Origin of the sequence: Actinomadura sp. NTSP31, from assembly GCF_041951385.1 — a bacterium.
Taxonomy (GTDB): domain Bacteria; phylum Actinomycetota; class Actinomycetes; order Streptosporangiales; family Streptosporangiaceae; genus Spirillospora; species Spirillospora napierensis.
The window spans coordinates 24,106-49,644 of the sequence record NZ_JBGNUT010000016.1 but is presented as its reverse complement, the minus strand read 5'-3'; the positions used below and the strand labels follow the sequence as shown (position 1 = coordinate 49,644).

At 74.3% G+C, this 25,539-nt stretch carries 23 protein-coding genes; 15 read left to right on the top strand and 8 right to left on the bottom strand.

Going from position 1 to position 25,539, the window contains the following annotated elements; translation table 11 throughout:
- Window positions 1–4 precede the first annotated feature (4 nt).
- Together ACA514_RS26120 and ACA514_RS26115 are read right to left on the bottom strand one after the other, a co-directional pair.
- A complete protein-coding gene (locus ACA514_RS26120; protein WP_375043865.1) occupies window positions 5–889 on the bottom strand; it encodes an arylamine N-acetyltransferase in 885 nt (294 codons plus the stop codon).
- A complete protein-coding gene (locus tag ACA514_RS26115; RefSeq protein WP_375043864.1) occupies window positions 886–4,032 on the bottom strand; it encodes a BTAD domain-containing putative transcriptional regulator in 3,147 nt (1,048 codons plus the stop codon). Before ACA514_RS26115 ends, ACA514_RS26120 begins: the two co-directional genes overlap by 4 nt.
- A gap of 98 nt (window positions 4,033–4,130) precedes the next feature.
- Between ACA514_RS26115 and ACA514_RS26110 the strand changes: the two genes are divergently transcribed.
- Window positions 4,131–5,021, top strand: a complete 891-nt coding sequence (locus ACA514_RS26110) for an NAD(P)-dependent oxidoreductase (RefSeq protein ID WP_375043863.1) — start codon at window positions 4,131–4,133, stop codon at window positions 5,019–5,021.
- Here the strand turns inward: ACA514_RS26110 and ACA514_RS26105 are convergent.
- On the bottom strand, window positions 4,981–6,393 hold the full coding sequence (locus tag ACA514_RS26105; RefSeq protein WP_375043862.1) for a sensor histidine kinase: 1,413 nt from the start codon (window positions 6,391–6,393) through the stop codon (window positions 4,981–4,983). The two genes, ACA514_RS26110 and ACA514_RS26105, sit on opposite strands and share 41 nt — an antisense overlap.
- Before the next feature lie 199 nt (window positions 6,394–6,592).
- On the opposite strand from ACA514_RS26105, the gene ACA514_RS26100 reads away from it, so the two are divergent.
- From ACA514_RS26100 to ACA514_RS26085, 4 genes are all read left to right on the top strand, one after another.
- A complete protein-coding gene (locus tag ACA514_RS26100; RefSeq protein ID WP_375043861.1) occupies window positions 6,593–6,964 on the top strand; it encodes a DUF4267 domain-containing protein in 372 nt (123 codons plus the stop codon).
- Window positions 6,965–7,029: 65 nt separating this feature from the next.
- On the top strand, window positions 7,030–7,407 hold the full coding sequence (locus ACA514_RS26095) for a PadR family transcriptional regulator (protein ID WP_375043860.1): 378 nt from the start codon (window positions 7,030–7,032) through the stop codon (window positions 7,405–7,407).
- The gene (locus ACA514_RS26090; RefSeq protein ID WP_375043859.1) at window positions 7,404–8,453 is read left to right on the top strand and encodes a hypothetical protein; all 1,050 of its coding nucleotides are present in this window, start codon (window positions 7,404–7,406) and stop codon (window positions 8,451–8,453) included. Before ACA514_RS26095 ends, ACA514_RS26090 begins: the two co-directional genes overlap by 4 nt.
- 39 nt (window positions 8,454–8,492) lie before the next feature.
- On the top strand, window positions 8,493–9,290 hold the full coding sequence (locus tag ACA514_RS26085; protein WP_375043858.1) for a DUF1963 domain-containing protein: 798 nt from the start codon (window positions 8,493–8,495) through the stop codon (window positions 9,288–9,290).
- A gap of 12 nt (window positions 9,291–9,302) precedes the next feature.
- Here ACA514_RS26085 and ACA514_RS26080 read toward each other — a convergent pair whose 3' ends face one another.
- Window positions 9,303–10,166 (bottom strand): helix-turn-helix domain-containing protein, encoded by an 864-nt coding sequence (locus tag ACA514_RS26080; protein WP_375043857.1) that lies wholly within the window; start codon window positions 10,164–10,166, stop codon window positions 9,303–9,305.
- Between the two features lie 73 nt (window positions 10,167–10,239).
- Between ACA514_RS26080 and ACA514_RS26075 the strand changes: the two genes are divergently transcribed.
- On the top strand, window positions 10,240–11,046 hold the full coding sequence (locus ACA514_RS26075; RefSeq protein WP_375043856.1) for an alpha/beta fold hydrolase: 807 nt from the start codon (window positions 10,240–10,242) through the stop codon (window positions 11,044–11,046).
- A gap of 67 nt (window positions 11,047–11,113) precedes the next feature.
- On the opposite strand, the gene ACA514_RS26070 is transcribed toward ACA514_RS26075, so the two are convergent.
- Window positions 11,114–11,602, bottom strand: a complete 489-nt coding sequence (locus ACA514_RS26070) for a MarR family winged helix-turn-helix transcriptional regulator (protein WP_375043855.1) — start codon at window positions 11,600–11,602, stop codon at window positions 11,114–11,116.
- Window positions 11,603–11,665: 63 nt separating this feature from the next.
- Between ACA514_RS26070 and ACA514_RS26065 the strand changes: the two genes are divergently transcribed.
- The 3 genes from ACA514_RS26065 to ACA514_RS26055 all read left to right on the top strand — a co-directional run bounded on the left by ACA514_RS26065 (window position 11,666) and on the right by ACA514_RS26055 (window position 13,560).
- A complete protein-coding gene (locus ACA514_RS26065; protein WP_375043854.1) occupies window positions 11,666–12,046 on the top strand; it encodes a hypothetical protein in 381 nt (126 codons plus the stop codon).
- 115 nt (window positions 12,047–12,161) lie between these two features.
- Window positions 12,162–12,995, top strand: coding sequence for a phosphoribosylaminoimidazolesuccinocarboxamide synthase (locus ACA514_RS26060; RefSeq protein WP_375043853.1), 834 nt, complete (start codon window positions 12,162–12,164; stop codon window positions 12,993–12,995).
- 97 nt (window positions 12,996–13,092) lie between these two features.
- A complete protein-coding gene (locus ACA514_RS26055; RefSeq protein ID WP_375043852.1) occupies window positions 13,093–13,560 on the top strand; it encodes an ATP-binding protein in 468 nt (155 codons plus the stop codon).
- On the opposite strand, the gene ACA514_RS26050 is transcribed toward ACA514_RS26055, so the two are convergent.
- Window positions 13,544–13,690 (bottom strand): hypothetical protein, encoded by a 147-nt coding sequence (locus ACA514_RS26050; RefSeq protein WP_375043851.1) that lies wholly within the window; start codon window positions 13,688–13,690, stop codon window positions 13,544–13,546. The genes ACA514_RS26055 and ACA514_RS26050 overlap by 17 nt on opposite strands.
- Before the next feature lie 316 nt (window positions 13,691–14,006).
- Between ACA514_RS26050 and ACA514_RS26045 the strand changes: the two genes are divergently transcribed.
- The 4 genes from ACA514_RS26045 to ACA514_RS26030 all read left to right on the top strand — a co-directional run bounded on the left by ACA514_RS26045 (window position 14,007) and on the right by ACA514_RS26030 (window position 18,754).
- Window positions 14,007–14,957, top strand: coding sequence for a GlxA family transcriptional regulator (locus ACA514_RS26045; RefSeq protein ID WP_375043850.1), 951 nt, complete (start codon window positions 14,007–14,009; stop codon window positions 14,955–14,957).
- Window positions 14,954–15,556, top strand: a complete 603-nt coding sequence (locus ACA514_RS26040) for a DJ-1/PfpI family protein (protein WP_375043849.1) — start codon at window positions 14,954–14,956, stop codon at window positions 15,554–15,556. The genes ACA514_RS26045 and ACA514_RS26040 overlap by 4 nt, the downstream gene beginning before the upstream one ends.
- Window positions 15,557–15,634: 78 nt before the next feature.
- Window positions 15,635–17,104 carry a hypothetical protein gene (locus ACA514_RS26035; protein ID WP_375043848.1) on the top strand — a complete coding sequence of 490 codons (1,470 nt, stop codon included), beginning with the start codon at window positions 15,635–15,637 and terminating at the stop codon, window positions 17,102–17,104.
- Window positions 17,105–17,152: 48 nt separating this feature from the next.
- The gene (locus ACA514_RS26030; RefSeq protein WP_375043847.1) at window positions 17,153–18,754 is read left to right on the top strand and encodes a CocE/NonD family hydrolase; all 1,602 of its coding nucleotides are present in this window, start codon (window positions 17,153–17,155) and stop codon (window positions 18,752–18,754) included.
- Window position 18,755: 1 nt separating this feature from the next.
- Here the strand turns inward: ACA514_RS26030 and def are convergent, their stop codons facing one another.
- Window positions 18,756–19,289 carry a peptide deformylase gene (gene def / locus ACA514_RS26025; RefSeq protein ID WP_375043846.1) on the bottom strand — a complete coding sequence of 178 codons (534 nt, stop codon included), beginning with the start codon at window positions 19,287–19,289 and terminating at the stop codon, window positions 18,756–18,758.
- Window positions 19,290–19,529: 240 nt separating this feature from the next.
- On the opposite strand from def, the gene ACA514_RS26020 reads away from it, so the two are divergent.
- Window positions 19,530–22,673: a BTAD domain-containing putative transcriptional regulator gene (locus ACA514_RS26020; protein ID WP_375043845.1), complete on the top strand. Its 3,144-nt coding sequence runs from the start codon at window positions 19,530–19,532 to the stop codon at window positions 22,671–22,673.
- A gap of 580 nt (window positions 22,674–23,253) precedes the next feature.
- The gene (locus ACA514_RS26015) at window positions 23,254–24,165 is read left to right on the top strand and encodes a dienelactone hydrolase family protein (RefSeq protein WP_375043844.1); all 912 of its coding nucleotides are present in this window, start codon (window positions 23,254–23,256) and stop codon (window positions 24,163–24,165) included.
- Between the two features lie 105 nt (window positions 24,166–24,270).
- On the opposite strand, the gene ACA514_RS26010 is transcribed toward ACA514_RS26015, so the two are convergent.
- Entirely contained in the window at window positions 24,271–25,539 is a 1,269-nt protein-coding gene (locus ACA514_RS26010) for a PucR family transcriptional regulator (RefSeq protein WP_375043843.1), read from the bottom strand.

The following is a 25,539-nucleotide window of genomic DNA, read 5'->3' as shown; positions in this document are numbered from 1 at the left end:
GATATTACACGTCTAGATTAGATCCGTCCAGCGCCTGCACCAGCCGCGCCGGGTCGTCGCCGTCCAGGACGATCCCGAACACCTCGGCCAGCGTGCCCGGCACCTGCTCGGGCGCGAGCGCCCGCTCGCTCGACTCGCCGGACGGACGCCTCGTGGTCAGCGTCGTCCCGTCCAGCACGTGCAGCGCCTCCGGGGAGAACCGCTGGACATAGGGACGGGCCGTGAACGGCGAGCGCGGGCTGGTGGAGACGTAGTGGTTCAGCACGTCGAAGTCGATGCGGAACGCCTCGTCCAGGGCGAAGGTGTGCCGCTGGATCCAGCCGTCCGGGCCGCGCTGGTGCATCTCCCACAGGTGCGTGTTCGGCTGCCACGCGGTGGTGACGCGCCCGGGGCGGAGCCGGAAACCCCAGCCGTCCTGGTCGGCCTCCTGATCGCCGGGGATCTCCAGCGGCTCCAGCGGCCCGGCGCCGAACCCGACGTCGCACAGCAGCGCGGGCTCCTCCGCAGGCTGCCCGGGCGTGCGGACGTGCAGCAGCGCGTGCGTGGCCGGGAGCAGCTTCGCCGCGCCCATGGACACCCGGCCGGTCAGCGCGACGACCTCGAAGCCGATCTTCTCCAGCACCGCCGCGAACAGCCGGTTGTGCTCGAAGCAGTACCCGCCGCGCGGCCGGTCGACGAGCTTGCCCTGCACGGTCGCCAGGTCCAGCGTGATCGGCCGGCCGAGGATGATCTCCAGGTTCTCGAACGGGATGGCCGTGACGTGCGCCCGGTGCAGCGCCCGCAAGGTCGCGGCGTCCGGCCGCGGTTCGCCGTCGTAGCCGATCCGCTTCAGGTAGGCGGGCAGGTCGAGCAACTCGCTCTGCCAGCCGAACCCGAGGTCCTCGCTCATGGTGTCCCCTCCGTACGCCCGGCCCGCCGGCCGTGCTCGAATTCGCTCTCGAACAGGGCAACGCCGATCGCCGCCGTGATCCTCCCGGCGGCGCGGTCCACGTCGCCGCGCTCGGCGGCCGGCAGCGGCGCCCCGGCCGCCGCGCGGAGCGCAGCCGCCTCGCCGAGCAGCCGGGCCGCCGCCGCGTGCTCGCCCGCGAGCGCCTGCGCCCCCGCCAGCCCTTCGAGCGCGAGCGCGACGGCGCGCCGGTCGCCGGTGGCGCGCGCGCCGGCGAGACCGTCGAGGTGCAGGGCGCGCGCGGCCTCGGCGTCCCCGCGCAGTTCCGCGATGTAGCCGAGCTGGACGTGCAGGAACGCGATCCCGGCCGTCCCGCCGATCCCGTGCAGCCAGCCGAGGGAGGCGCGCAGGTGCCGTTCGGCGGCGCCGAGGTCGCCGCGCGCCCGGGCCACCAGGCCGAGGCCGGCCTCGGCGAATTCCTCGGCGGACCGCGCGGCCTGCCGGGTGGCGGTCCGCAGCGCCCGCTCGTGCAGGTCCCGGGCCTCGTCGAGGGCGCCGGTCAGCAGCGCGAGGCGGCCGAGCCCGGCGGTGCGGAACGCCACCTCGGGCCACATCCCGAGGTCCTCGGCGAGCCGGAGGCCGGCGCGGTGGTGGCCGGCGGCCGTCGCGTAGTCGCCGGTGACCTCGGCGTGGCGGCTGAGCGCGTCGGTCGCCTCGAGCCGTCCCCACGCGTCGCCCAGCGCGGTGAAGAGGTCCATGCTCTCGGCGCCGTCGCGCCTCATGGATTCCAGGCCGCCGTGCACGACGGCGAACTTGGCGCGGGTCGCCAGCGCGGCTGCCGTGTACCAGGAATCGGCGCGCGCGCGGAACACGGTGAGGGCGTGCTCCACACGGGCCTGGTTCGCGGCGATGTCGCCATAGGCCCAGTGGACGTGGCTGAGGAACCACTCGGCTCGCGCATAGGCGAAGGTGTCCTGATCCTCGTAGCGTTCAAGGGCGCTAACGCGCAGGCGCTCGGAATCGGTGGTCTCGCCGGACAGCATGGTGAAACCCGCGAGCCACGTCTCGGCCTCTACGCGTCCGGGCGCCGCGGGATCGGAATCCGCCAGCGCTTCCTTGAAAGCGGACCGCGCCTCACCGAACCGCCCGCGCAGGTACCAGTACCAGCCCAGCGCGTTCACCAGCGGCAGGCCACCGCCCTCGCCGAGAGCGGCGGTCAAGTTGGCGCCCTCCTGGTCGAGCCGCTCCAGCCATTCGTGCTGCTCGGGCCCGCGCAACCGGCCGGCCGCCTCCCGCGCCAAGCCGGTGTAGTACCGGACGTGGAGCCGCCGCAGGCCGGCCTCCTCGCCGGCCTCGCGCAGCCGGTCCAGCCCGTACGCGGCGACCGACTCCAGCAGGCGGTAGCGGCCGTCCCGCGTCCGCACGACGAGGGAGCGGTCGACGAGCCGCGCCAGGACACCGGCATCGGCGCCGCACACCTCCTCGGCGGCTGCGAGCGTGCAGCCGCCCGCGTGGACGGCGAGGCGCCGCAGCACGGCCCGCTCGTCCTCGCCGAGCAGCTCCCAGCTCCAGTCGATCACCGCGCGCAGCGTCCGCTGCCGCGCCGGGCCGCCGCGCCGGCCGCCCGCCAGCACGCCGAACCGGTCGTCCAGCCGCGCCGCCAGCTCCCGCACCCCGAACGCCCGCACGCGCGTCGCCGCCAGCTCCAGCGCGAGCGGGACGCCGTCCAGCCGCCGGCAGATCGACGCGACCCACGGCGCGGACGCCTCGTCCAGCGCGAACCCCGGGTCCGCCGCCGCGGCGCGCGCCGCGAACAGCCGGACCGCGCCGGACTCCGCCGGCGCGTCCGAGGCCGTGGACGGTCCGGGCAGGTCCAGCGGCGGGACGACCATCAGCCGCTCGCCGGGCAGGCCCAGCGGCTCGCGCGAGGTCGCGAGGATCCGCAGGCCCGGGGCCGCGGCGAGCAGCCGCCCGGCCAGCTCGGCGACCTGCTCGACCACGTGCTCGCAGTTGTCGGCGACCAGCAGCGCCCGCCGGCCGCGCAGCGCCTCGCCGACCCGCTCCACCGGGTCCGCCGCCTGCCGCCCGGCCGCGGCGGCGGCGTCCGGCGCGGCCTCGTCGCGCAGGCCGAGGACGTGCCCGACCTGCCGGGCCGCCTCGGCCGCCGTCGCCGGCCGTCCCGCCGCCAGCTCGACGAACCAGACGCCGTCGGGATGGACGGCGGCCGAACGGGCTGCCGCCTCCAGCGCCAGCCGCGTCTTCCCGACGCCTCCGGTCCCGGTGAGGGTCACCAGGCGGTGCGCGGCCAGCAGCGCGCGGGCCCGCTCGACCTCCCGCTCGCGCCCGATCAGCTCGCCGAGCGCGGCGGGCAGCCGGGGAGCCGTGCGCGGACGCTCGGCCTCGGACGGGTCCTGTTCGAGCATCGACAGGTACAGCTCGGTCAGCTCCGGGCCGGGATCGACGCCGAGCTCGTCGGCCAGGCGTTCGCGCAGGTCGTGGTAGCCGGCCAGCGCCTCGCCCTGCCGCCCGGACCGGTACAGGGCGCGCAGGTGCACCGCGCGCAGCCGCTCCCTGAGCGGGTGCAGCGCGACCGGCGCGGCCAGATCCGCCGCGACCGCCGCGTGCTCGCCGAGGTCGAGGCGCGTCTCTGCGTGCTCCTCGAGCGCGTTCAACCGGCGCTCCTCCAGGCCCGCGGCCACTGCCTCGGCGAACGGGGCGTCGGTAAACCCGGCGAACGCCGGGCCCCGCCACAGCGCCAGCGCGGAGCCGAGGAGGTGCGCCTTGGCGACCGGGTCGGCGGCCTGCCCCGCCCGGACGAGCAGGGCCGCGAACTCGCCCGCGTCCACGGCGCCTCCGGGCACGTCGAGCGTGTAGCCGGGCGGACGGGAGACGACCAGGCCCCGGCCGCCGGGTTCGGCCCCCTCCAGCACCCTCCGCAATTGCGAGACACGGGCCTGGAGCGTTCCCACCGGGTTGCGGGGCGGCCGGTCGCCCCACAGCGCGTCGACCAGCCGGTCCACCGGAACGGCCCGCCCCGGCTCCGTGAGCAACGCCGCCAGCAGCGTCCTCACCTTGACCTCGGGCACCCGCACCGGCGTCCCGCCGGACGTCCATACCGCGAGAGGACCCAACACCCCGAAGCGCACGCCGCCAGCGTAACCACCGCTACGGACGGACCCGCAGCCGTTCCGTAGCGCGCGAAGCCACCGTGAAGGCCGTACAACACGCTTTCTAGGAGGAGCACATGAAATCCCCGGTCACCGTCATCGGCCTAGGCCCCATGGGTGCGACCATGGCGCGGACGTTCCTCGCCAATGGGCACCCGACCACGGTGTGGAACCGCACGCCGTCCAAGGCGGCCGCATTGGTCGAGCAGGGCGCGGTGCTCGCCGCCACGGTCTCCGACGCGCTCGCCGCAGCGGAACTGGTCGTCATCAGCCAGACCGACTACCCCGCCATGTACGACTCCATCGGCGACGCGGACGTCAAGGGCCGCGTCCTGGTGAACCTCAGCTCCGGCAGCCCGGACGAACTGCGCCGCGCCGCCGGATGGGCCGGCGAGCGAGGGGCCGACCTGTTGACGGGCGGTGTGATGGTGCCCCCGCCCGGCATCGGGCAGCCCGGCGCGTACGTCTTCTACAGCGGCCCGGAGGCCGTGCTGGACCGCCACCGCGCGACCCTCGCCGGACTGGGCGACGTCGCGTTCGTCGGTACGGACCCGGGCCTGGCGATGCTCTACTACCAGGCGCAGCTGTACCTGTTCTGGTCCACGCTCACCGCGTACATGCACTCGGTCGCGTTGCTCGGCAGCGCCGGTGTGTCCGCGCAGCAGTTCCGTCCGCTGGCGTCGTCGCTGCTGGAGAGCCTCACCGGCGACGGCCCGATGGGCTTCCTCCGCATCCTCACCGAGGAGATCGACGCCGGCACCTTCCCGGGCGGCGCCAACAGCCTCCGCATGCAGGCGGTGGGCGCGGACCATGTCGTCGAGGCGGGCCGCGAAGCGGGCATCGACACCGCCGGGCCGCTGGCCCTGCGGGACCTGTTCCGGCGCGCGGTGGACGCCGGCCACGGCGGCGACGGCCTGGCCGGCGTCATCAATGTGATCCGCCGTCCTCGGCGAGCGGGAGGCGCATGACGAAGCACGCGCCCTTGGCGCTGTCGGCGATGGTGAGGGAGCCGCCGTAGATCTCGGCGATCTCGCGGGCGATGGGCAGCCCGAGACCCGTCCCCTGCGGGTCGCGCTCGCGCGACTCGGTCAGCCGGGCGAACCGCTCGAAGACCCGTTCCCGCTGGTCCGGCGGGATGCCGTGGCCGTCGTCCAGGACCTGGAGCAGCGCCATGCCGCCGTCCCGGCGGACCGTGACCTCGATGCTCGACTCGGCGTGCCGCTTGGCGTTGTTCAGCAGGTTGCCCAGCACCCGCACCATCCGCACCCGGTTCGCGCGGACGACGACGCCCGGCTCCAGCCGGGTGGTGATCCGCGCGCCGTCGGTGCGCCGCTCGGCCTCCCGGCGGGCCAGGTCGGCGAGGTCGACGGGCTCCACCGGCTGCGGCGCCCGCGCGTCCAGCCGGGACAGCTCCAGCAGGTCGATGACGATGTCGTTGAGCCGCTCGGTGTCGCGCAGCGCCGAGCGGATCATCGGCCGCGCCTCCCCGTCCACCTCCTCGAGCGCCAGCTCCAGCTGCATCTGCAGCCCGGCGATCGGGTTGCGCAGGTCGTGCGAGGCGTCGGAGATGAACCGGCGCTCCCGGTCCGTCGCCTCCTCCAGCCGCTCCAGCGTCCGGTTGACCGTCTCGGCGAGCCCCTGGATCTCCCCGTGCGTCTGCGGCACGAACACCCGCTGGTCCAGGTCCCGCGCGTCGAGGTCCGCGAGCTCCCGGCGGATCCGTTCGATCGGGGTGAACGCCCGCCCGATCGTGTGCCACGTCCACCACGCGACGAGCGACAGCAGCGCCAGCAGGACGAGCGACAGCGTCAGCGGCAGCGCCCACACGCTGAGCAGCCCGGGGAGCGGGGTGGCCGCGACGATGATCACGTCCTGGCCGCCCGGCGCCGTCCGCGCCCGCATCCCGAACACCCAGGCGCAGCCGGGGATGAAGTCCGGGCAGCTCTTCTCGTCGATGACGAGCTTCCCCGACGTGCTGCGGATGTACCCGAGCGGCGGCATGCCCCGTGCGTCGGCGCTGGCCGCCAGGACCGTGCGGCTGTCGGTGCTCACGATCTGCGCCAGCGGCGCGTCGCCCGGCCGGGTCGGGATGGACCCGGTCGTGAGCATCGCTTGGCCCCCGCGCCGCAGGAAGTCGAAGGTGATGTGCTCGGCGGTGCTCTCGGTGCTGCGCGCGACCCGGTTCTCGAGCCAGTCGCGGAGGAGGAGCATGCCGAGCACGAGGGTGACCGTCAGGAACAGGGCCGTGACCCCGACGGAGATGACCGTCGCGCGCCCCCGGACGGACACCAGCAGCCGGTTGTGCCAGTAGCGGGCGCGCTCGCCCCACTCCTGCGTCACAGCCGTCCCCCGAGCCGGATCGTCACGAACGGTACATGTCCAGATACCAAGAGTAGGCGACGGCCGATACGGGCCGGCGACCCGAGCCGCGACCGCCCGTCCATGATCGGCGCGATCGGGATTCTAGCGGCGCTAGTTTCCAAATCATCGCTATGCTACTGTCGTTCTTGTTCCTAGCACTGCTAGCAAGGAGTCGACGATGCTCGCCCCCACCGCCTACGGCCTCGCCGTCCTGCTCGACCTGATGATCCTGTTCATCGGCTGCCGCTTCCTCGTCGTGCCCCGCCCGGCCGCGGCCGCCTACGGCGTCCCCGCCAAGGCCGACGGCGACCCCGCCTACCTGACGGTCAAGGGCCTGCGCGACGGCGCGTACGGCCTGATCGGCCTGGCCCTGCTCGCGTTCGCCGGCGCCCACGCCGAAGCGTGGTTCATGCTGCTCGTCGCCCTCGTCCCGCTCGGGGACACCGTCGTCGTGCTGCGCAACGGCGGCACGAAGGCGGCCGCGTTCGGCATCCACTTCGCCACCGCCGTCGTCGTGCTCATCAGCGCCGCCCTCCTGTTCGCCGTCTGACCACGGGACCCGGCATGCGGCCGCCGGCCTTGTGCATAGTCAGATCATCGATATATAAAGACGGCATGAGCAAGCCGATGCAGGAACCGACCTTCCTGATCCTCACCGCGCTCGCCGACGGCGCGCAGCACGGCTACGGGATCGTCGCCGACGTCGAGCGCATCTCCGCGGGCCGCACCCGGATGCGCGCCGGCACCCTCTACGCCGCGCTCGACCGGCTCCATGCCGAAGGGCTGATCGCCGCCGACCGCGAAGAGGTCGTGGACGGCCGGCTGCGCCGCTACTACCGGCTCACCGAAGACGGCGCCGCCGCCCTCGCCGCCGAGGTCGACGCGCTGCGCCGCCGCACCGAGGTCGCCGCCCGCCGCCTGTCCGCCCTTCGGCTGCCGGGCGGCGGCACCGCCCCGGCCTTCGCCGGCCTCGGCGCGAGGGGGCTGCGTTGAGCGCGCTGGAGGACCGCTACCGCCGGCTGCTGGCCTGCTACCCCGCCGACCACCGGGAGGTGCACGGGGAGGAGATGCTGGACGTCCTGCTGTCGGCCGCGCGTCCCGGCCAGACCCGTCCGGCGCCGGCGGACGCGGTCGACCTGCTGCTCGGCGCCGGCCGGATCCGCCTTCGCCGCGCGATCGCCGGCACCGGCGCGTCACCCTGGCCGGACGCCCTCGCCATCACCGGCTTCCTCGCCACGCTTCTGCTCGTCGGCGGCGCGGCGCGGCTCGCCGTCAACGCCCCGGATCTGGCTGCGCTCGCCACCGCGCACCACGGTTCCATGAGGGTGTACGGGCTGATGTACTTCTTCGGAACCGGACCGTACTGGCTCGCCTGGACGGTCATCGCGGCGCTCGCCTGGCGCGGCCTGCGCCGTCCCGCCGCCGTCGGCGCCTGCGCGGTCACCGCCGCCCAGCTCGCGTTCGCGGTCTACGGAACGGTCCTCCAGGACCAGGCGTGGGCCTACCTCGGCAGGGACTTCGCGGGCGCCTCGCTTCCGGTGGCGCTCCTCGCCACGGCCTCGCTCCTCGCCTCGCCCGGCCCGCGCCACGGTGCCCGCCTCCTCGGCCGCCGCCGGGTCGCCGGAGCGGCGGCCATGGTCGCGGCGCTCGTCGCGCTCCAGTCCTACCCGGTGTTCTCCCTGCTGTACGGCGACCTGGCCCGCCGCCGTTCCGGACACGTCCTGGAGGAATGGGTCGTGAACGACCGGACGTGGGTCGCGGTCAGGCCGGCCACCCTGCTCGCGGCCGTCGTGCTGACCACCGCCGCGCTGGCGGCGACCCGCGCCCGCCGCCGCGCCTGCGCGCTGCTGGCGATCGTCGCCGCGCCCGCCGTCGTCGGCGCGCTCGCCCAGGTCTTCCCGGGAGCCGAGCCCACCGGCCTGGTGTTGCTTCCCCGCCTGGCGGCCTTCGGCGTTCTCGGCTTCACCGTGGTCATGCTCTGCGTCCGGTTTCTGGAACCGCCGCTGCGGACCCCCGGCATCGAGCGGCCTCCCGTCTGATCGCGGCACTGTCCGAGCCCGATGAGAGGATTCCGAGCCGTGAAGTTCGACGACTTCGACACCATGCTCCGGGTGTGCATCGAGCGGCTCGGGGAGACGGCGGGCCGGCAGTTCGCGGGCATGGCCCGGCGCGGTTTCCGCCTGGAGCGTCCGGCCGATGGCGGCCGGGCCACCGGCCGGTGCCGGCTCGGCGGACCCGCCCTGCTCGACCCCGGCATGCCCTGGCCCGAATCCGGCGGCTATCCGTACTCCCTGTACGCGGTGCTCGACACCGACGCGTTGGCCCCCTGGCTCGGAGCCGAGCTGCCGGTTCGTCCGGGCCTGCTCAACTTCTTCTATTTCGATCCGGACGTGCCGTACGAGGAGTACTCGAAACTGGACTTCGCGCACGGAACGGGCCTCGTGATCGCCGCCGACCCGGCACGCGCGGTCGAGACGGCGGCGCCGGCACCGGCCCGGCACTTCCCTGCCACCCCCGTCCGCGCCGCCGAGGCGACGATGCTTCCGGACATCTGGGACGTCGAGAACGGCGACCTGGAGTACGACGAGGACGAGCACTGGGGGGCGACGTCCCTTCTCATGGCGCGAATGGAGGAGTTCGACTCGAACACCGCGGGCGCGCACTGCGCGTTCGGCTGGCCCGACACCTCGTACACGGTTCCGGTGACCGAGCGCGACGCCGACGGACGTCCCGACGTCCACCTGCTCCAGCTCGCGGAGGACGAGGAACTCGACTGGGGCTGGGGCGACGCCGGAACGCTGTACTTCACGATCCCGGCGAAGGCGTTCGCCGAGGGCGACTTCGGCCGGGCCACGGCCCAGGGGATCTGCTGCTGACCGGTCCGGAGGTCAGGGTGCTGACGGCGTTCGGGCTCGGGCCGCGAAGGCGCCGGGCGTGAGGCCGGTGCGGGCGCGGAAGAACTTGGAGAAGTTCGCCGGGTCGTCGAATCCCGTCCGCCGGGCGCATTCGGCGACCGTGACGGGGGTGTGGGCGAGCAGCCGCTTGGCCTCCAGCACCACCCGGTCGTCGATGAACTGCTTGGCGCTGCGGCCGGTCGCCTCCCGCGTCGCCCGGGTGAGGGTGCGCGGAGCGTAGCCCAGCCGGTGGGCGTACCAGGCGACCTCCCGTGAGACCGCGAAATGCGCCTCGACGGCGGCGGCGTAGGCGGTGAAGGCCTCCCGCCCGGCGGGCGGCGGAGGTGCGCAGTCGCTGGCGCGCAGCAAGAGGACTTCCAGCAGTGCGTGCAGTATCGCCGTGCCGCCGGGGATCCGGTGGACGAGGGCCGCGTCGTACTCGCGGCGCAGATGGTCGGCGGCGAGGCGGACCAGTGCCGGACGTCCGGGCTGCCGCCAGCTGACCGGGCCGAGGGGATCGGCCCCCGGCGAGCCGTGCGGCACGGATTCGGGGCGGAAGAGCACGAGCGTTCCGTCCACTTCGGCGATGTCGTCCCAGCGGTGCACGCGGCCGGGACGGATCCAGACGATCGTGCCGGGCTCGACGCTGTGGCGGACGAAATCCACCGTCACGCTGCCGTGCCCCGCGCTGACGATCGCGAGCACGTGGAAATCCGCCCGCTGTACCGGAGGAGACGTGCTGCCTGCGGGCATGGCCCGCAGCCGCGCGAACGTGGTCACCTCCACGCCGCCGTCCGGCGCACCCTCGTCCTGGTAGTGCAGCGTGCGGATGGCGGTCTGCTGTCCGTTTTTCACCATGAGCAGGCCGGAGCTTACCTGGTCGGCGCGGTGTCCGGCCCCTAGCGTCGAAGGAGATGAAAGGGGACTTCTGATGAACGAGATGGACATGCGCCAGGTCAGCGTGTCGGGCGGATCGCTGCCCGTGTGGGTGCGGGACGGCGAGCCGACCGCGCTGGTGTTCCTGCACTACTGGGGCGGCTCGCACCGCACCTTCGCGCCGGTGATCGACCGCCTCGCGTCCGGATGCGCCGTCGTGTCCTACGACCACCGGGGCTGGGGAGCGGCCCGCGGCCTCCCCGGGCCGTACGGGATCGGGCGGCTCGCCGACGACGTGCTGGAGGTGGTCCGCGGGCTCGGCCTCGGCCGGTACGTGCTCGTCGGGCACTCGATGGGCGGGAAGGTCGCCCAGCTGGTCGCGTCGCGGCGTCCGGACGGCCTGGCCGGGCTCGTCCTCGTCGCCCCCGCCCCGCCCCGGCCGGCCGTGGACGCGCGGGCGGCGGACGCGCTGTCGCACGCCTACGACAGCCGCGCGACGGTCGGCGACGCGCTCCAGCACGTGCTGACCCACCGGCCGCTGCCCGCCGACCTGCGCGAACAGGTGATCGCCGACAGCCTCGCCGCGGGCGACGACGCCCGGCTCGCCTGGCCGCGGCACGGCGTCACCGAGGACATCACGGCCGCCGCCGGGGCCATCGAGGTGCCGGTCCACGTCCTGGCCGGCCGGCACGACCGGGTCGACCCGCCCGCCTCGCTGGAGGCCGATCTCCTGCCCGTCATCCCCGGCGCCCGTATGACGGTCATCGAGGGCACCGGCCACCTGTCACCGCTGGAGGCCCCCGGCGACCTCGCGGACCACATCGACCGGTTCACCGCCGCCCTCGCCCCCGCGCGTCTCTGACGCGGCATCCCGATGGAGCCCGCGGTCACTCGCCGCGGGGGCGGGCCGCGCGGGTGTCGCGGGCCCGCTACTCCGGCTTCGGGTCCTGGTGCCGGTCGGCGCTCTGTTCCAAGGCGGCCTCGTAGGCGCGTAGCGCGGTGATGACGGTGGCGCGTTCGCCGGGGGCGAGGTCGCGCATGACGCGCTCCCAGGCGGAGGCGCTGCCGGAGAGCCATTCGCCGATCGGCCCGGTGTAGGCGGGGGCGATGGCGACGATGCGGCGGCGGCGGTCGGCGGGGTCGGCGGTGCGCTCCAGGACGCCGGGGCGCGCCAGCTCGCTCACCATGAGGCTGACGGTCGTCGGGGCGACCTCCAGCCGGGCGGCGAGTTCGTTGACGCCGGCCGGGCCGTCGTACTCCAGGTGGGCCAGCAGCGCGAGATGGCGCGGCGCCAGGTCCAGGCCCTGGAGCGCCGGGGGGACGGGCAGGCGCTTGGCCCGGCCGACGAGCCGCGGCATGAGCAGCAGCAGGGTGCGGACGGCCTCGTCGACGGCCGGACCGCCGGATTCCGTGGACATCGGCGCCTTCCCCAAGTACCTTTGAATTCAAAGCCTTTATAGTCAAAGCGAACGGGGACCACTGTGCCGCATCTGACCGCCCACCTTCCAGAGGACGAGCTGGCGGGCAAGGAATCCGGGCTCATCACCGCCCTGACCGAAGCGATCGTCGGCGTCTACGGCGAATGGGCCCGCGACCTGGTGGGCATCCGCCTGGCGGGCGTCCCCGCGGGCCGCTTCGCGCAGGGCGGCAAGGCCGTGGACACCGGTGCCTCGCTGGTCCTCGGCGTCCGCGCCGCCGCCTTCGACCGCCCCGACGCCGCCGAGATCACCTCCCGCCTCGGCGCCGCCCTCACCGACGCGGTCACCGGTGTCCTCGGCGAGGAATTCCGCGCCGGCACCATGGTGGAGCTCGTGGCCTCTCCGCAGGAACGGACCTTCGTCGGCGGCGCCCCCGCCGCGTAACCGTTCCGAGCGCCCGACTCCTGGGCGGGCGCACCCGGGCGGCGGGCCCGCGCGGTGCTCCTGGGATCATTGGGGGAGCGAAGTTCGCGGGTGAGTGGGAGTTGAGGGGGACGGCGTGGAGCTGCTGCACTCGGGGAAGGTCCGGGACGTCTACGCGGACGGGGACGACCTGATCCTCGTCGCGTCCGACCGGGTGAGCGTGTACGACGTCGTCCTGCCGACGCTGGTCCCGGACAAGGGGAAGATCCTGACCCAGCTGTCGCTGTGGTGGTTCGAGCAGCTCGCCGGCATCGTGCCGAACCACGTGGTCTCCGCGACGCAGGTGCCGGACGAATGGGCCGGCCGGGCGATCCGCTGCAGGCGGCTGACGATGCTGCCCGTGGAGTGGATCGCGCGCGGCTACCTCGCCGGGCTCGGCCTGAAGGAGTACGAGAAGGGCGGCACGGTCTCCGGGATCGCGCTGCCGGACGGCCTGGTCGAGGCGTCGAGGCTGCCCGAGCCGATCTTCACACCGACGACGAAGGCGACCGAGGGGCACGACGAGTTCATCACCTATGACGACGTCGTCGCCGAGATCGGCGCCGACACCGCCGCGCGGCTGAAGGACGTCACGCTGGAGGTCTACAAGCGCGGCGCCGCCATCGCGGCCGAGCGCGGCATCATCATCGCGGACACGAAGCTGGAGTTCGGCCGGGCCGCCGACGGCACGCTCGTCCTGGCCGACGAGGTGCTGACGTCCGACTCGTCCCGGTTCTGGCCCGCGGACGAGTGGGAGCCCGGCCGTCCGCAGCGGTCCTACGACAAGCAGTACGTCCGCGACTGGAGCAGCACCCTGGACTGGGACCGCACCCCGCCCGGCCCGGCGATCCCGCAGGACGTCGTCGACGCCACCCGCGCCCGCTACATCGAGGTCTACGAACGTCTCACCGGCCGGAAGTGGAGCGGCTGATTCCGGCCGGTCCGGCGGCGACGGTGAACGCCGGGCGTGGGCGCGTACGTACTGCGGTGATGACGGACTACTTTCCGGAGCGGAGGGAGCCGTCTGCGTGGGCGTCGAGGACGTGCTCGGTGGCGTGGACCGGGAGGGGCTCACCGTTCTCGGCGCGGTCACGCTGCCGGGGACGGGCAGGTCGGTAGGGCTGGCGCGGGGCTTCGTCCGGGACCTGCTGGCGGACCTGCCGGGCCTGGACGACGTGGTGATGGCGGTCAGCGAGACGGTCGCGAACGCGGTGACGCACACGGCGTCGGGCCTGGAGGGCGGGCGGGTGACGGTGGCCGTGGCGGCCGGGTCCGGGGCGGTGCGGGTGGAGGTGACCGACGACGGGGCGTCGGGCGCGCGGCCGTACGTGAAGGACGATCCCGGCGCGGAGACGGGCCGGGGCATGCGGATCGTGCAGGGCCTCGCCGCGCGGTGGGGATTCCGGCCGGACGGGACGCGGACCGTGGTGTGGGCGGAGTTCCCGGCCCCGGACGCGTGGGTCCGGGGCCGGGGCGCCGTCAGCGGCCGCGGTTGAGCTGGCGGGTGGGCATCTGACGGGCGTTGCGGCGGTTGTTCGCGAACGCCGCCGACTTGAAGTCGGCCTTCTTGTTCCTGCCCTTCTTCTTGGCCGGGAACGGGTTTTGGGCATGGTTGTCAGCGCGCAAGGAAAAGCACCTCCGGGCATGGTCGTACGGCAGCCGTGAAAGGGTGAGAAAAGGCCGGAGGCATGGCGAAAACGCTGGTCACGCGAGTGCGCGTGCGCCAGTGGGAGTGTTCTCGGGGTGACGCCTTCGGCGGAGAGAATGGGAGCGGGCCCGGCATTGGCAGGGCGGCTCGACCGTGAAGTATCAAAGCTTCATGATCGAAATATTAGCGGACGCGGCCCCGGTGTCAACCTTTTTTCCGGCCGGATTCGCCGTGGCGCGTTCTGTGGGGCACGTGTCGTTGACGCCATGACGTCGCCGGCGCCAGCCTGGAGGCATGCGCGTCGCGTTCGTGATCTACGACGGGTTCCAGGGGCTGGACCTGACCGGGCCTTACGAGGTCCTGCAGGCGACCGGGCGGTACGAATGCCTGGTCGTGGCGCCGGAGCCGGGTCCGGTGGTGGCCAGCAGCGGGCTGCCCGTGGTCGCCTCCCACGGGATCGGCGGCCTGCCGCCGGACGGGTTCGACACGGTGCTGGTCGTCGGGGGAACCGGCGTCGACCGGGCGCGGGACGATCCGGCGCTGGTCGGGTGGGTCACCGAGGCCGCGCGGGGCGCGCGGCGGGCGGCGGCGGTGTGCAGCGGGGTGATCCTGCTCGCCGAGGCGGGGCTGCTCGACGGGCGGCGCGTCACCAGCCACTGGGGGCGGGAGGCGCAGCTCAGGGCCGAGTATCCGGCGCTGCGCGTCGACTGCGACCCGATCTTCGTCCGGGACGGGTGCGTCTGGACGTCGGCGGGCGTCACCGCGGGCATGGACCTCGCGCTCGCGCTCGTCGAGGACGACCACGGCCGCGAGGTCGCGCACGCGGTGGCGCGGGAGCTGGTGATGTTCCTGCGGCGGCCGGGCAGCCAGTCGCAGTTCAGCGTGCCGCTGTGGTCGGCGCAGCCGGCGTCGGACCCGATCCGGGTGGCGGTGACGGCCGTCCAGACCGATCCGGGCGCCCGGCACAGCATCGCCGACCTGGCCGGATGCTCGGGGCTGAGCCCGCGGCACCTGCAGCGCCGGTTCACCGCGGAGATGGGGATGCCGCCGTCGGCGTACGTGGAGCGGGTGCGGATCGAGGCGGCGCGGCGGGCGCTGGCGGAGGGGGACGAGCCGGTCGAGACGCTGGCGCGGCGGCTCGGGTTCGGGACGGGGGAGACGCTGCGGCGGGCGTTCCACCGGCAGGTGGGCGTCGCGCCGTCGGACTACCGGGACAGATTCAGAGGAACGAGGGAGTACGCATGACGACCTATGGGCTGCTGGTGTTCGAGGAGGCCGAGGAGCTGGACTTCGCGGGGCCGTGGGAGGTGTTCACGGTGTCGGCCATGCTGCGCGAGCAGGACGACAAAGCCGTCCTGGTGGCGGAGCGCGCGGAACCCGTCCGCTGCGCTAAGGGCATGAGGGTCGTCCCGGACCACACCTTGGACGACCATCCCGACCTGGACGTCCTGCTGGTGCCGGGTGGGCGCGGCGCACGCGTGACGCAGATCCACAACGCGGCGGTGACGGGCTGGATAGCGAAGACCGCCGAACGGGCCGACTGGGTGGCGAGCGTGTGCACCGGCTCGATCCTGCTGCACGCGGCGGGCCCGGCCAAGGGGCGCAGGGTGGCGACGCACTGGGCGCACGAGGACGAACTGGAGGCGCGCGGTGACGTGACCGTCGTACGGGACGCCCGCTACGTCGTGGACGGCGATCTGGTCACGAGCCAAGGGGTGTCGGCCGGAATCGACATGGCGCTGTGGCTGGTCGGGCGCATCCACGGGCGCGACCACGCGCGCGCGGTGCGCCATCACATCCAGTACGAACCGGCCCCGCCGTACATGGCGGACGAGCCGCTCTAGGCACCGCATGGTCCCGTTTCGGGATCGAACATTCCGCCATACCGGTGATGATCTTCGCTTATCGGCATAATCACGCGAATGGCGATGGCGCTCCCGGTGCGGATCCGCGGCGACGGCGTGCGCGTGGCGGTCGAGACCGACCCCGCGCACGCCCCGCTGCGCGACTTCCTGCTCAACGACCTGGGCGAGGACGTCGCCGCGATCATCCGCGCCAAGGGCCGGCTCAGCGCCGGGCTGGCCGAACGCGACGAGCACCGGCCCTGGCAGGAGCTGTACCGCTTCCACCGGCTCGACTTCGACGGGGCGGTCGTGCACCTGCGGGACGTCGGCGGCTGGTCGTCCTGCGACCTCGACCCCGCCGTGCTGCTGCGCTGCCTGGAGGAGTACCTGGAGCAGGTCGGCGCGGTGCGGCACCGGCAGATGCTGGCGGGCGTGCTCCAGGCGGGCACGGCGCGCTTCACGCCCGACCGGGAGCTTCCGGTCGCGTTCCGGATCGAGGGCCCCGGCCGGATCGCGTGCGTCCCGGCGCCGGGCAACGAGCCGCTGGCCGGGCTGCTCGACGACGCCGAGTTCGTCCTCGGCCTCGACTGGATGCTCGCCGAACTGGGCCGTCCCGGTGCGGCCGTCGCGTGGCCGGGACGGGTGTTCCGGGTCGACGTCGCCGACGGCGTCGCGACCATCGAGGGCGAGGGCGGCGCCTACCTGTGCCTGGACGGCGAGACGTTCCGGCAGGTCGTCGCCGCTTTCCGGCAGGCGCGCACGGACAGCCTCCAGCCGGCCCGGGAGGAGCGCCGCGAGCCCGTCGCGGCCGCGCTCGCGCTCGGCGGCTCGTCCCGGCGGACCCGCGGCTGGGCGCTCATCCGGACGCCGCGCGCCACGCTGGAGGACGTCGCCGGCCTCACCCCGCATCCCGACGCCTGCCTCCCGCACGGCGTCCTCGGCACCGGGTCCGGCGCGTGCTGGGCCGACCTCGCCGTGCTGGACGAGGCGGGCGGCCGGCTGCGCGGCGGCACCAAGACGTTCATGCCGCGCGGCATCGACGCGGACCGGCTGGTGGCGGACCTGCGGGACGCGCTGGTCCGGGCCCGTTTCCTGGCGTCCGTCCCCGGCGCGTGGGCGTCGTTCGTCTCGGGCGTGCCCGTGCACGGCTACGTCGACCCGGAGGAGGTGCGGCGGCTGCCGTGCGAACCGGTGCAGGTCGAGAGGGTCCTGCAGCACGTCCGGGTGTTCTTCCCGGAGCTGTCCGAGTCCGGTGCCGACCTGGAGGCGGCGGCCTCGCGCGCGGCCGGGACCGCCCGTGCGGTGAGCGGCGCACCGCACGTCCTGACGGCGTTCCTCTTGCACGACGTGCAATGCCACCGGCACCACCTCGACGTCGTCCGCGCGGCGCGTCCCGGATGGGAGCACACCGGGAACGCCTGCCATCTCAAGCTCGATGTCCGAACTGTCCGGCTCGAACACCTCTGGTTGGACGGGCACGCCTGCGAGATGCCGACGGGGGAGTTCGCGCGCGTCCTTGAGGAGTACGAACGGCTCGCGGCGCTCTGATCCGTCCGGGCGTGGGACGGTGGAGTCCCACGTACGCGGAGGTTGCGCATGGCCATGGCGGAACGGCTGATCGACCGGTTCCTCGGGCTCCCCGATGCCGTGACCACGGACATCGGCATGGCCCGCGACCTGCGGATCCCCATGCCGGACGGCACGACGCTGGTCGCGGACCTGTACCGTCCGCGCGGCGCCGGCCCGCTGCCCGCCGTGCTCATCCGGACGCCGTACGGCAAGCGGCAGGGCATCGTGCGGCTGTTCGCCGGGGTGCTCGCCAGGCGCGGCTTCCAGGTCGTCGTACAGAACGTACGCGGCGTACACGGGTCGGGCGGCGAGTTCCATGCCTTCCACGACGAGCGCGAGGACGGGCTCGCGACGCTGAAGTGGGTGCGTACCCAGCCGTGGTGCGACGGACGGGTCGCGACGGTCGGCGCCAGCTATCTCGGCTACACGCAATGGGCGATGGCGCCGTACGCGGACCCTCCCCTGGAGGCGATGGGGCTCGGCATCACCGCGTCCGAATTCGTCAGCTCGTTCTATCCGGGCGGTGCGCTGGCTCTGCACAACACGCTGGTGTGGTCGTCGCTGATGGGGACGCGCGACGACAGGAAGCACCCGCTCCACAACCGCCGCGTAAGGGCCGCTATGCGGCACCTTCCTGTCGGGGAAGCCGACATGGCCGCGATAGGACGAGCCGAGCCGTTCCTACGCGAGGTCGCCGGGAACGTCGAGAACATCGAGTTCTGGCGGGAGACCGACCACAGCGACAGAGTCGCCGCAACGACGTCGCCCGCCAGCATGGTGACGGGCTGGTGGGACCTGTTCCTGCGCGGCCAGCTCCGCGACTTCACTGCCCTGCACGACGCCGGACGCCAGGTCCGCATCACCATCGGGCCGTGGGGACACGACGCCAAGGCGCTGCGGGCCGTCCTCGCCGACCAGGTGTCGTGGCTGAACGCTCACCTCAACGGCGACGCGGCGGAGCTGCGGCGCGCGCCCGTCCGGCTGTACCTGCAGAAGGCGGACCGCTGGCTCGACTTCCAACAGTGGCCGCCGCCGGAGACCGCGCCGGCACCGCTGTACCTCACCCAGGGCCTGACGTGGGACGAGCCGTCACAGCCCGTGGACCCCGCCGCGTTCACCTACGACCCGCTCGACCCGACGCCGTCCACGGGCGGGCCGCTGCTCGCGCCCGGCCGGGGCGGGCAGCGCGGCAACGGCCGGATCGAGGCGCGCGGCGACGTCGCCGTCCTGACCGGGGCCCGCCTCGACCGCGACCTCGACCTCATCGGCCCCGTGTCGGCGACGTTCCACGTCCGGACGGACACCGGGCACGCCGACCTGTTCGTCCGGCTCTGCGACGTCGGCCCGGACGGCGCCTCCCGCAACGTCACCGACGGCATGCTCCGCATCGCCGCCGCGCCGGGCGAGACCGTCCGGGCGGAGATCGAGATGCACCCCACCGGCTACCGGTTCCGGCGCGGGCACCGGCTGCGCGTCATGCTCGCGGGCGGCGCGTTCCCGCGCTTCGCCCGCAACCACGGGCGCGGCGAACCCGCCGGACGGGCCGTCGCGTCCCGCCGCGTCCGCATCGAGGTGCTGCGCGGCGCCGGCCATCCGTCGGCGCTGAACCTGCCCGTCTGGACGCCGTGACCTATTCGGCGTCGGCGGCGGCCCGCAGTTCTTCCATCTCCTTGAGGACCTTCTTGCGCGCGCGGGCCGAGAGGCGGTCGATGTAGACCTTGCCTTCGAGGTGGTCGGTCTCGTGCTGGAGGCAGCGCGCCAGCAGGCCCGTCCCCTCGACCGTGATCGGGGCGCCCTTGACGTCGAACCCGTGGACGGCCGCACGGTCGGGACGGGCGACGCGGGCGTGCGGGCCCGGCACCGACAGGCAGCCCTCCTCGCTGTCGTCGAGCCGCCGGTCCGCCAGGCCGGGCAGCTCCAGCACCGGGTTGACGACCGTCCCCTTATGCCGCTCGTCGTCCTCGTCCGGGCAGTCGTAGACGAAGATCCGCAGGTCGACGCCGATCTGGTTGGCGGCCAGGCCGACGCCTTCCGCCGCGTACATGCTGGCGAACATGTCGTCGGCGAGCTCCGCCAGCGCCGCGTCGAACTCCTCCACCGGCCGGCACGCCTGGTGCAGGACCGGCGTCCCGACCAGCGTGATCGGCCGTACTCGCCCCGCCATCCGATCTCCCTTCGACCTCGCCTCCATCCTGTCCCATCTCTCCCGGCGACGCGCCGCCGGGATAAGGGAGAGATGAAAACCGGCTTTTCCATCAGGCCGTTAATGGGGAGCCGGTGGACCGCGATGACGCCCGGTGCGTTTTCGCACGACCGTGCAAAAATGCACTCTCCGCACCGGCCCCCGCTTTGATCAAATGGTGGGGTCCACATTGCACGGGAGGCGACGTCGGAAGTGACGGGCATGCGCACCGAGCGCGGGCCGGAACAGGAGCGCGAGCACGTCCGGATCGTCGTGCTCGGGCGGGTCGGCGTGGAGCGCGCCGGCCGGCTCGCGCTGCCCGCCTCCGGCATCGCCCGCGCGCTGCTCGGCGCGCTCGCCCTCGCCGGCCTCGCCGGGCCGGCCGGCCTCGGCGACGACACGCTGAAGTCGCTGCTGTGGGGCACCCGCGAGTCCGTCATCTCCGACTCGACGCTCGCCGTCGCGGTGTACCGGCTGCGCCGCTGGCTGGCCGAGACCGCCGGGCCGGGCGCCGAGGTCGTCCGCACCACCAACGGGTACGCGCTGGAACTGCCCGGCGCCGAGATCGACGCGGCGGTGTTCCGCCGCGCGGTCGCCGACGCGGCGATGCCGCCCGCCGGCCGGCGCGCCGGCGCGCTGGAACGGGCGCTCGGGCTGTGGCGCGGCCGGGCGCTGGAGGACGTCTCGCCCGACTCCGTCGACCAGGCCGCCGTCGAGCGGCTGGAACGCGAGCGGGTCGAGGCCGCGATGGAGCACGCCCGGACGGTGCTCGCCGCCGGCGCGCCCGAGCGCGCCCTCCCGCACCTGAACCCGCTGGTGCGCGACCATCCGCTGGACGAGCAGCTGCTCGCCGTGCGGATCGAGGTGCTCGCCTCGTGCGGGCGGCAGGCCGAGGCGCTGGAGGCCTACGAGGAGGCGCGGGCCCGGCTGCTCGACCAGCTCGGCGTCGACCCCGGAGCCGAGCTGCGCGACGTCCACCTGCGCGTGCTGCGGCAGGAGACCGGCCCCGCCGCCTCCGGACCGCCCGCGGACGGGCCGGGCCGCGGCCGTCCCCCGGGCCGGCCGGCCGAGGGCGACCGCGTCCGCCCGCAGCGGCCGAGCCAGCTCCCGCCCGCCGTGCCCGATTTCACCGGGCGCGGCGACCAGATCGGCAGCATGCTCGCGCTGCTGTCGGACGGCGGCGACGGCGACGCGCCCGTCTCGGTGTCGGCCGTCGCCGGGATGGGCGGCATCGGCAAGACGACCCTCGCCGTGCACATCGCGCACCGCCTCCGCGGCGCCTTCCCCGACGGCCAGCTCTTCGTCGACCTGCGGGGGGCCGAGCGCGACCCCGCCGACCCCGCCGAGGTGCTCGGCCGGTTCCTGCGCGCCCTCGGCGTGAACGCCGCCGCCGTCCCGGAGAGCCCCGGCGAGCGCGCCGCGCTGTACCGCAGCATCCTCGCCGACCGGCGCATCCTCGTCGTGCTCGACAACGCCGCCGACGAGACGCAGGTCGAGCCGCTGCTGCCCGGCGGCCGGCTGTCCCGCGCCGTCGTCACCAGCCGGACCCGGCTCACCGCGCTGCCCGGCGCGCGGCTCATCGAGCTGGACGTGCTGACCCCCGCGCAGGCCGTCGGCCTGCTCGCGCACATCGCAGGCCCGGACCGGGTCGCCGCCGAGCCGGAGGCCGCCGCGACGCTCGCCCGCATGTGCGGGCACCTGCCGCTGGCGCTGCGGGTCGCCGGCGCCCGGCTCGCCGCCAAGGCGCACTGGAGCATCGCCGGCTTCGTCCGCCGGATGCGCGAGCAGGGCCGGCTGGACGAGCTGACGCAGCGCGGCCTCAGCGTCCGCACCACCCTGCACCTCAGCTACCAGGGCCTCGGCCCGGACGCGCGGCGGCTGTACCGGCTCCTCGGCCTCCTCGACGCCCCGGACGTCGCCTGCTGCACCGCGGCGGCGCTGCTGGACCGCCCGCCCGGCGAGGTCGGCGAGCTGCTGGAGACGCTGGTCGACGCGCAGCTGCTGGACGCGCGGCTCCTCGACACGAAGGCGCACCCCGCCGTGCCCGGCGCCGTCCGCTACCGGTTCCACGACCTCGTCCGCGACCACGCCCGCGAGCTGTGCCGCGACGAGGACGGCCCGGACGAGCGCGCCGCCGCGCTGCGCCGCGCCTTCGGCGGGCTGCTGGCGCTCACCGACCGGGTCGTCGAGCTGGTTACCGGCGGCGGCGACGCGCTCGCCCCGGGTCGGGCCGTCCGGTACCCGCTGGACGAGGCGGTCGTGGAGCGCACGCTGGCGCGCGCCCCCGACTGGTTCGAGGCCGAGCGGTTCGGGCTCACCTCCGCGGTCCGGCAGGCCGCCCGGCTCGGCGAGGACGGGCTGGCCTGGGAGCTCGCCGTCCGCTCGGCGATCCTGTTCCAGCCCGCGCACTACACCGATGACTGGCAGCAGGTCATCGGGGACGCGCTGCCGGGCGTGCGGGCGGCCGGCGACCTGCGCGGCGAGGCGGCGCTGCTGGAGCGCGCCACCGAGCTGGCGTGCGCACGCCGCGACTACGACCGGGCGCTGCGGTCCGTCCGCGCCGCGCTGCGGCTGTTCGAGGAGACCGGGAACCCGCACGGCACCGCGCTCGCGCTCCGCCAGCTCGCCACCGTGCACCGGATGACGGGCCGGTTCGGCGACGCCGAGGCCGACGGGCGGCGGGCCCGCGAGCTGTTCCGGCGGGTCGGCGACGTCGCGGGCGAGTCCCACGCCGTGCTCGTGATCGGCTGCTCCCAGTACGAGCGCGGCGCCGCCCACGACGCGGTCGGCGTCCTCACCACGGCCCGCGACCTGGCGCGCCGCGCCCGCTACACCAGCGTCGAGCTGCAGGCCGTGTACTGGATCGGGCAGGCCCTGCTCGCGCTCGGCCGGCCCGGCGAGGCCAGGCCGCTGTTCGAGCACATCGACGAGGCGGGCACCGCGGCGGGCAGCCGGCTCGTCGGCATGTACGCCGCGCACGGCCTCGGCTGCACGAGCTTCGCGCTCGGCCGCCCGGAGGAGGCCGAGCGGTCGCTGCGGCTGGCGCTGAGCCTCGCCGAGGAGCGCGCGGACCCGCTGATGCGGGCGCGCATCCTGTACGTCCTGGCGGACCTGTACTGGGACCGCGGCGACCTCCCGGCGGCGAGGCGGCTGCTGGAACGCGCCCTGAAGCTGGCCACCGAGGTGTCGGTGCCGCTGTGGCGCGCCAAGTGCCTGTTCCTGCTCGGCGCCCTCCTCGACGTGGCCGGCCCCGGCGGCGGCGAGGACGGCGCCGCCCCGGCCGACCCCCGCCGCGAGGCGCTGGAGATCTTCGAGGCGCTCGGCGTCCCCACCGAGGCCGGGTCGGTCGCGCACCTGCTGTGGTGACCACCGCCGCGTGCGACGGACCGACCCCTGTGCGGCCCGTCCCCCGACCCGGGCGGACGTACCGTCCCGGTGCGGTGGATCTCCACGGCGGCAACGCTAGGACCACCGGATTACACCTCGCTTACACCTGGACCCGCGTCGCGAACCGACCGCCCGCACCGGTCGTCCGCGCGCGCGGAAGGTAGGGTGTGCGGACGCGGAGAGTGTTCCGTTCGTCGCACACAGTGCACCGTTCATCGACGCGGCCGGTTGAAGCCTCGATCGGCCGGTGAACGGCTCGCTACCGTCTTCTCATCCGCCGGGCGCCCCGCGCCGAAGCCGCTTCGGGGGGAGCGGCCGTCCCCAGTGCGCGTTCGGGCCGGCCCGCGGAACGGGGGGAGAGGGGTCACTCTGGGGGGAGTGGCCCCTCTCCGTAGTCCTCGGCCCGGCTCCGCGGCTCCGCCGCTTTTGTAACTTCGCTATAAGCGCGCCGGGCATAAGGCGTCGCCGCACAAGCAGCGGCGGACGCCCGCGCGGCCCACAATTCTGGCACCCGCGATAACCCACCCGTCGCGGTTCCGCTAGTGAAGGGCACGCCCCCATGAACAGGCATGTCGCCAATTCGTTCCGGCTCCTCCCCGTCGCCGCCGTGCTCGCCGCCGGTGCGGCCCTGGCACCGGCCGCCGGCGCGGCCCCCGCGACGAAACCGGCGAGCACGATAAGGGTCGCCGACAATCCGTATCAGCGCGGCCCCGCGCCGACCGAGGCGAGCATCACCGCGGAGAAGGGCCCGTTCGCCATCGAGACGATCCCCGTTCCGGCGGGCAGCGGCACCGGCTTCAACAAGGGCACCATCTACGCGCCCACCGACCTCGGCCAGGGGACGTTCGGCGCGATCGTCGTCTCGCCCGGCTTCGTCTCCCCGGAGGCGTGGATCTCCTGGTACGGACCGCGCCTGGCCTCGCAGGGCTTCGTCGTCATGACCCTGGAGACCAACAGCCTCGTCGACGTCCCCGCCGCGCGCGGCGAACAGCTCCTCGCCGGCCTGGACTGGCTGACCGGCAAGAGCAGCGTCAAGAACCGCATCGACACGAGCCGCACCGCCGTGATGGGCCATTCCATGGGCGGCGGCGGGACGCTGGAGGCCGCCAACAAGCGGCCCTCGCTCAAGGCCGACATCCCGCTCGCGCCGTGGGACACCAACTACAACTTCCCGAACATCGCGACCCCGACGCTGATCATGGGCGCGGACAACGACTTCATCGCGCCCGCCTCGTCGATGGCCGAGTCGTACTACAACAACGTCAAGACGGCCCCGGAAAAGGCGTACCTGCTGCTGAAGAACGCCGGCCACATGACCTTCGTCTCGCCGAACACCACCATCGCGAAGTACTCCATCGCGTGGATGAAGCGGTTCGTCGACAATGACACCCGCTACGACCAGTTCCTCTGCCCGGCGCCGAAGGCGGACGCCAACATCGCGAAATACCTCGACACCTGCCCGAACGGCTGACCCGCCCTCGGCCCCGCCTTCGACGCGGCCCACGACCCCCGCCCCGGGACGGCGGCGGCGACCTGCTCACCGGTCGCCGCCGCCGTCCCGTCTCGCGCCGTCCAGTCAGGCGGGCGACAGGCGCCGGTCCCCGGAGTCGAGGCGGACCAGGTGGTGCAGCAGGAGCAGCAGCTCGATGCGGCGGTCCGGGTCCAGCATGATGCCGCCGAGGCTCTCCTCCAGCCGCCGTATCCGGTACCGGACGGTCTGCTCGTGCACGAGGAGCCGCTCCGACGCCGCCACCGCGTTGTCGCGGCACTCCATGTACGTCAGCAGCGTCCGCGACAGCGCGTCCCGGCGGTGCGGAGCGAGGTCCATCAGCGGCCCGAGCCGGGCGCCCAACGCCACGTCCAGCAGCTCCTCGCTCTGCGCCGCGACCAGGCTCGGCAGATGGTCCAGGCAGCGCAGCGGCTCCTTGCCGGGCAGCACGCCGCGCTCGATCAGCGCGAGCGCCCGCCGGGCCCAGCGCAGCGACAGCGCGGCCCGCGCCGGCGGGACGGTCGGCCCGATCGCCGCCGCGCGCGTCCCGGTGATCGCCGCCGGCAGCCGGTCCTGGCCGGGGCCGTCCGGGTCGGGGCAGATCACGTACGGGTCGGCGGCGTCCCAGTCGGCGAGGAACCCCGGCGGCAGCACCGGGGCGGCCTGCCCGGGATCGAGGCGGAACGCGACCACCGCGAGGGTCCGCGGCACCTGCCAGCCCGCCGCCCGCGCCAGCTCCCCGACCGCCTCGTCGCTGGCCGGCGGGTCCATCACCAGCAGGTCGCGCAGCCGCCGGCGGAACCGCTCCCGCTCGCCCGCCAGCTCGCCCTGCGCCCGCGCGTACCCCTGCCCGGCCGCGCCGGCGATCCGCTCCAGGAACACGAACAGCGACTCGGTGATCTTGCCGAGGGTCTCCAGCGACCAGCCGAGCCGCCGCGCGTCCTTGATGAACCGGCGGCAGGCGACCTGCCCGCTGACCCGGATCGCGGTCTGCAGCCCGTCCAGGCTGCGGCCGTTGCGCGCCTCGTGGGCGCCGATCCCCTCGAAGATCCCGGTGACCGTCCCCCAGTCGATGTCGGGCCGGCCGATGGCGTCCACGAACTGCCGGACGCTCTGCTCGACGGCCCACCGCATCCGGCGCCCGTAGCGGCTCTCCGGCGGCCGCGCGTACTCGGGGACGAGCCCCTGGATCTCGCCGACCATCTCGGCCGCCGCCGCCTCCAGGTGCGGCCGCAGCGGCTCGGCGAGGCCCGCGGGCACGCCGGCCAGCGGGAAGTCCGAGGCGGCGGACGCGGCGGCGGCACGGGCGGCCGCACGCGCGGCGGACGAGGCGGCGGAACGGGCGGACCGGCTCAA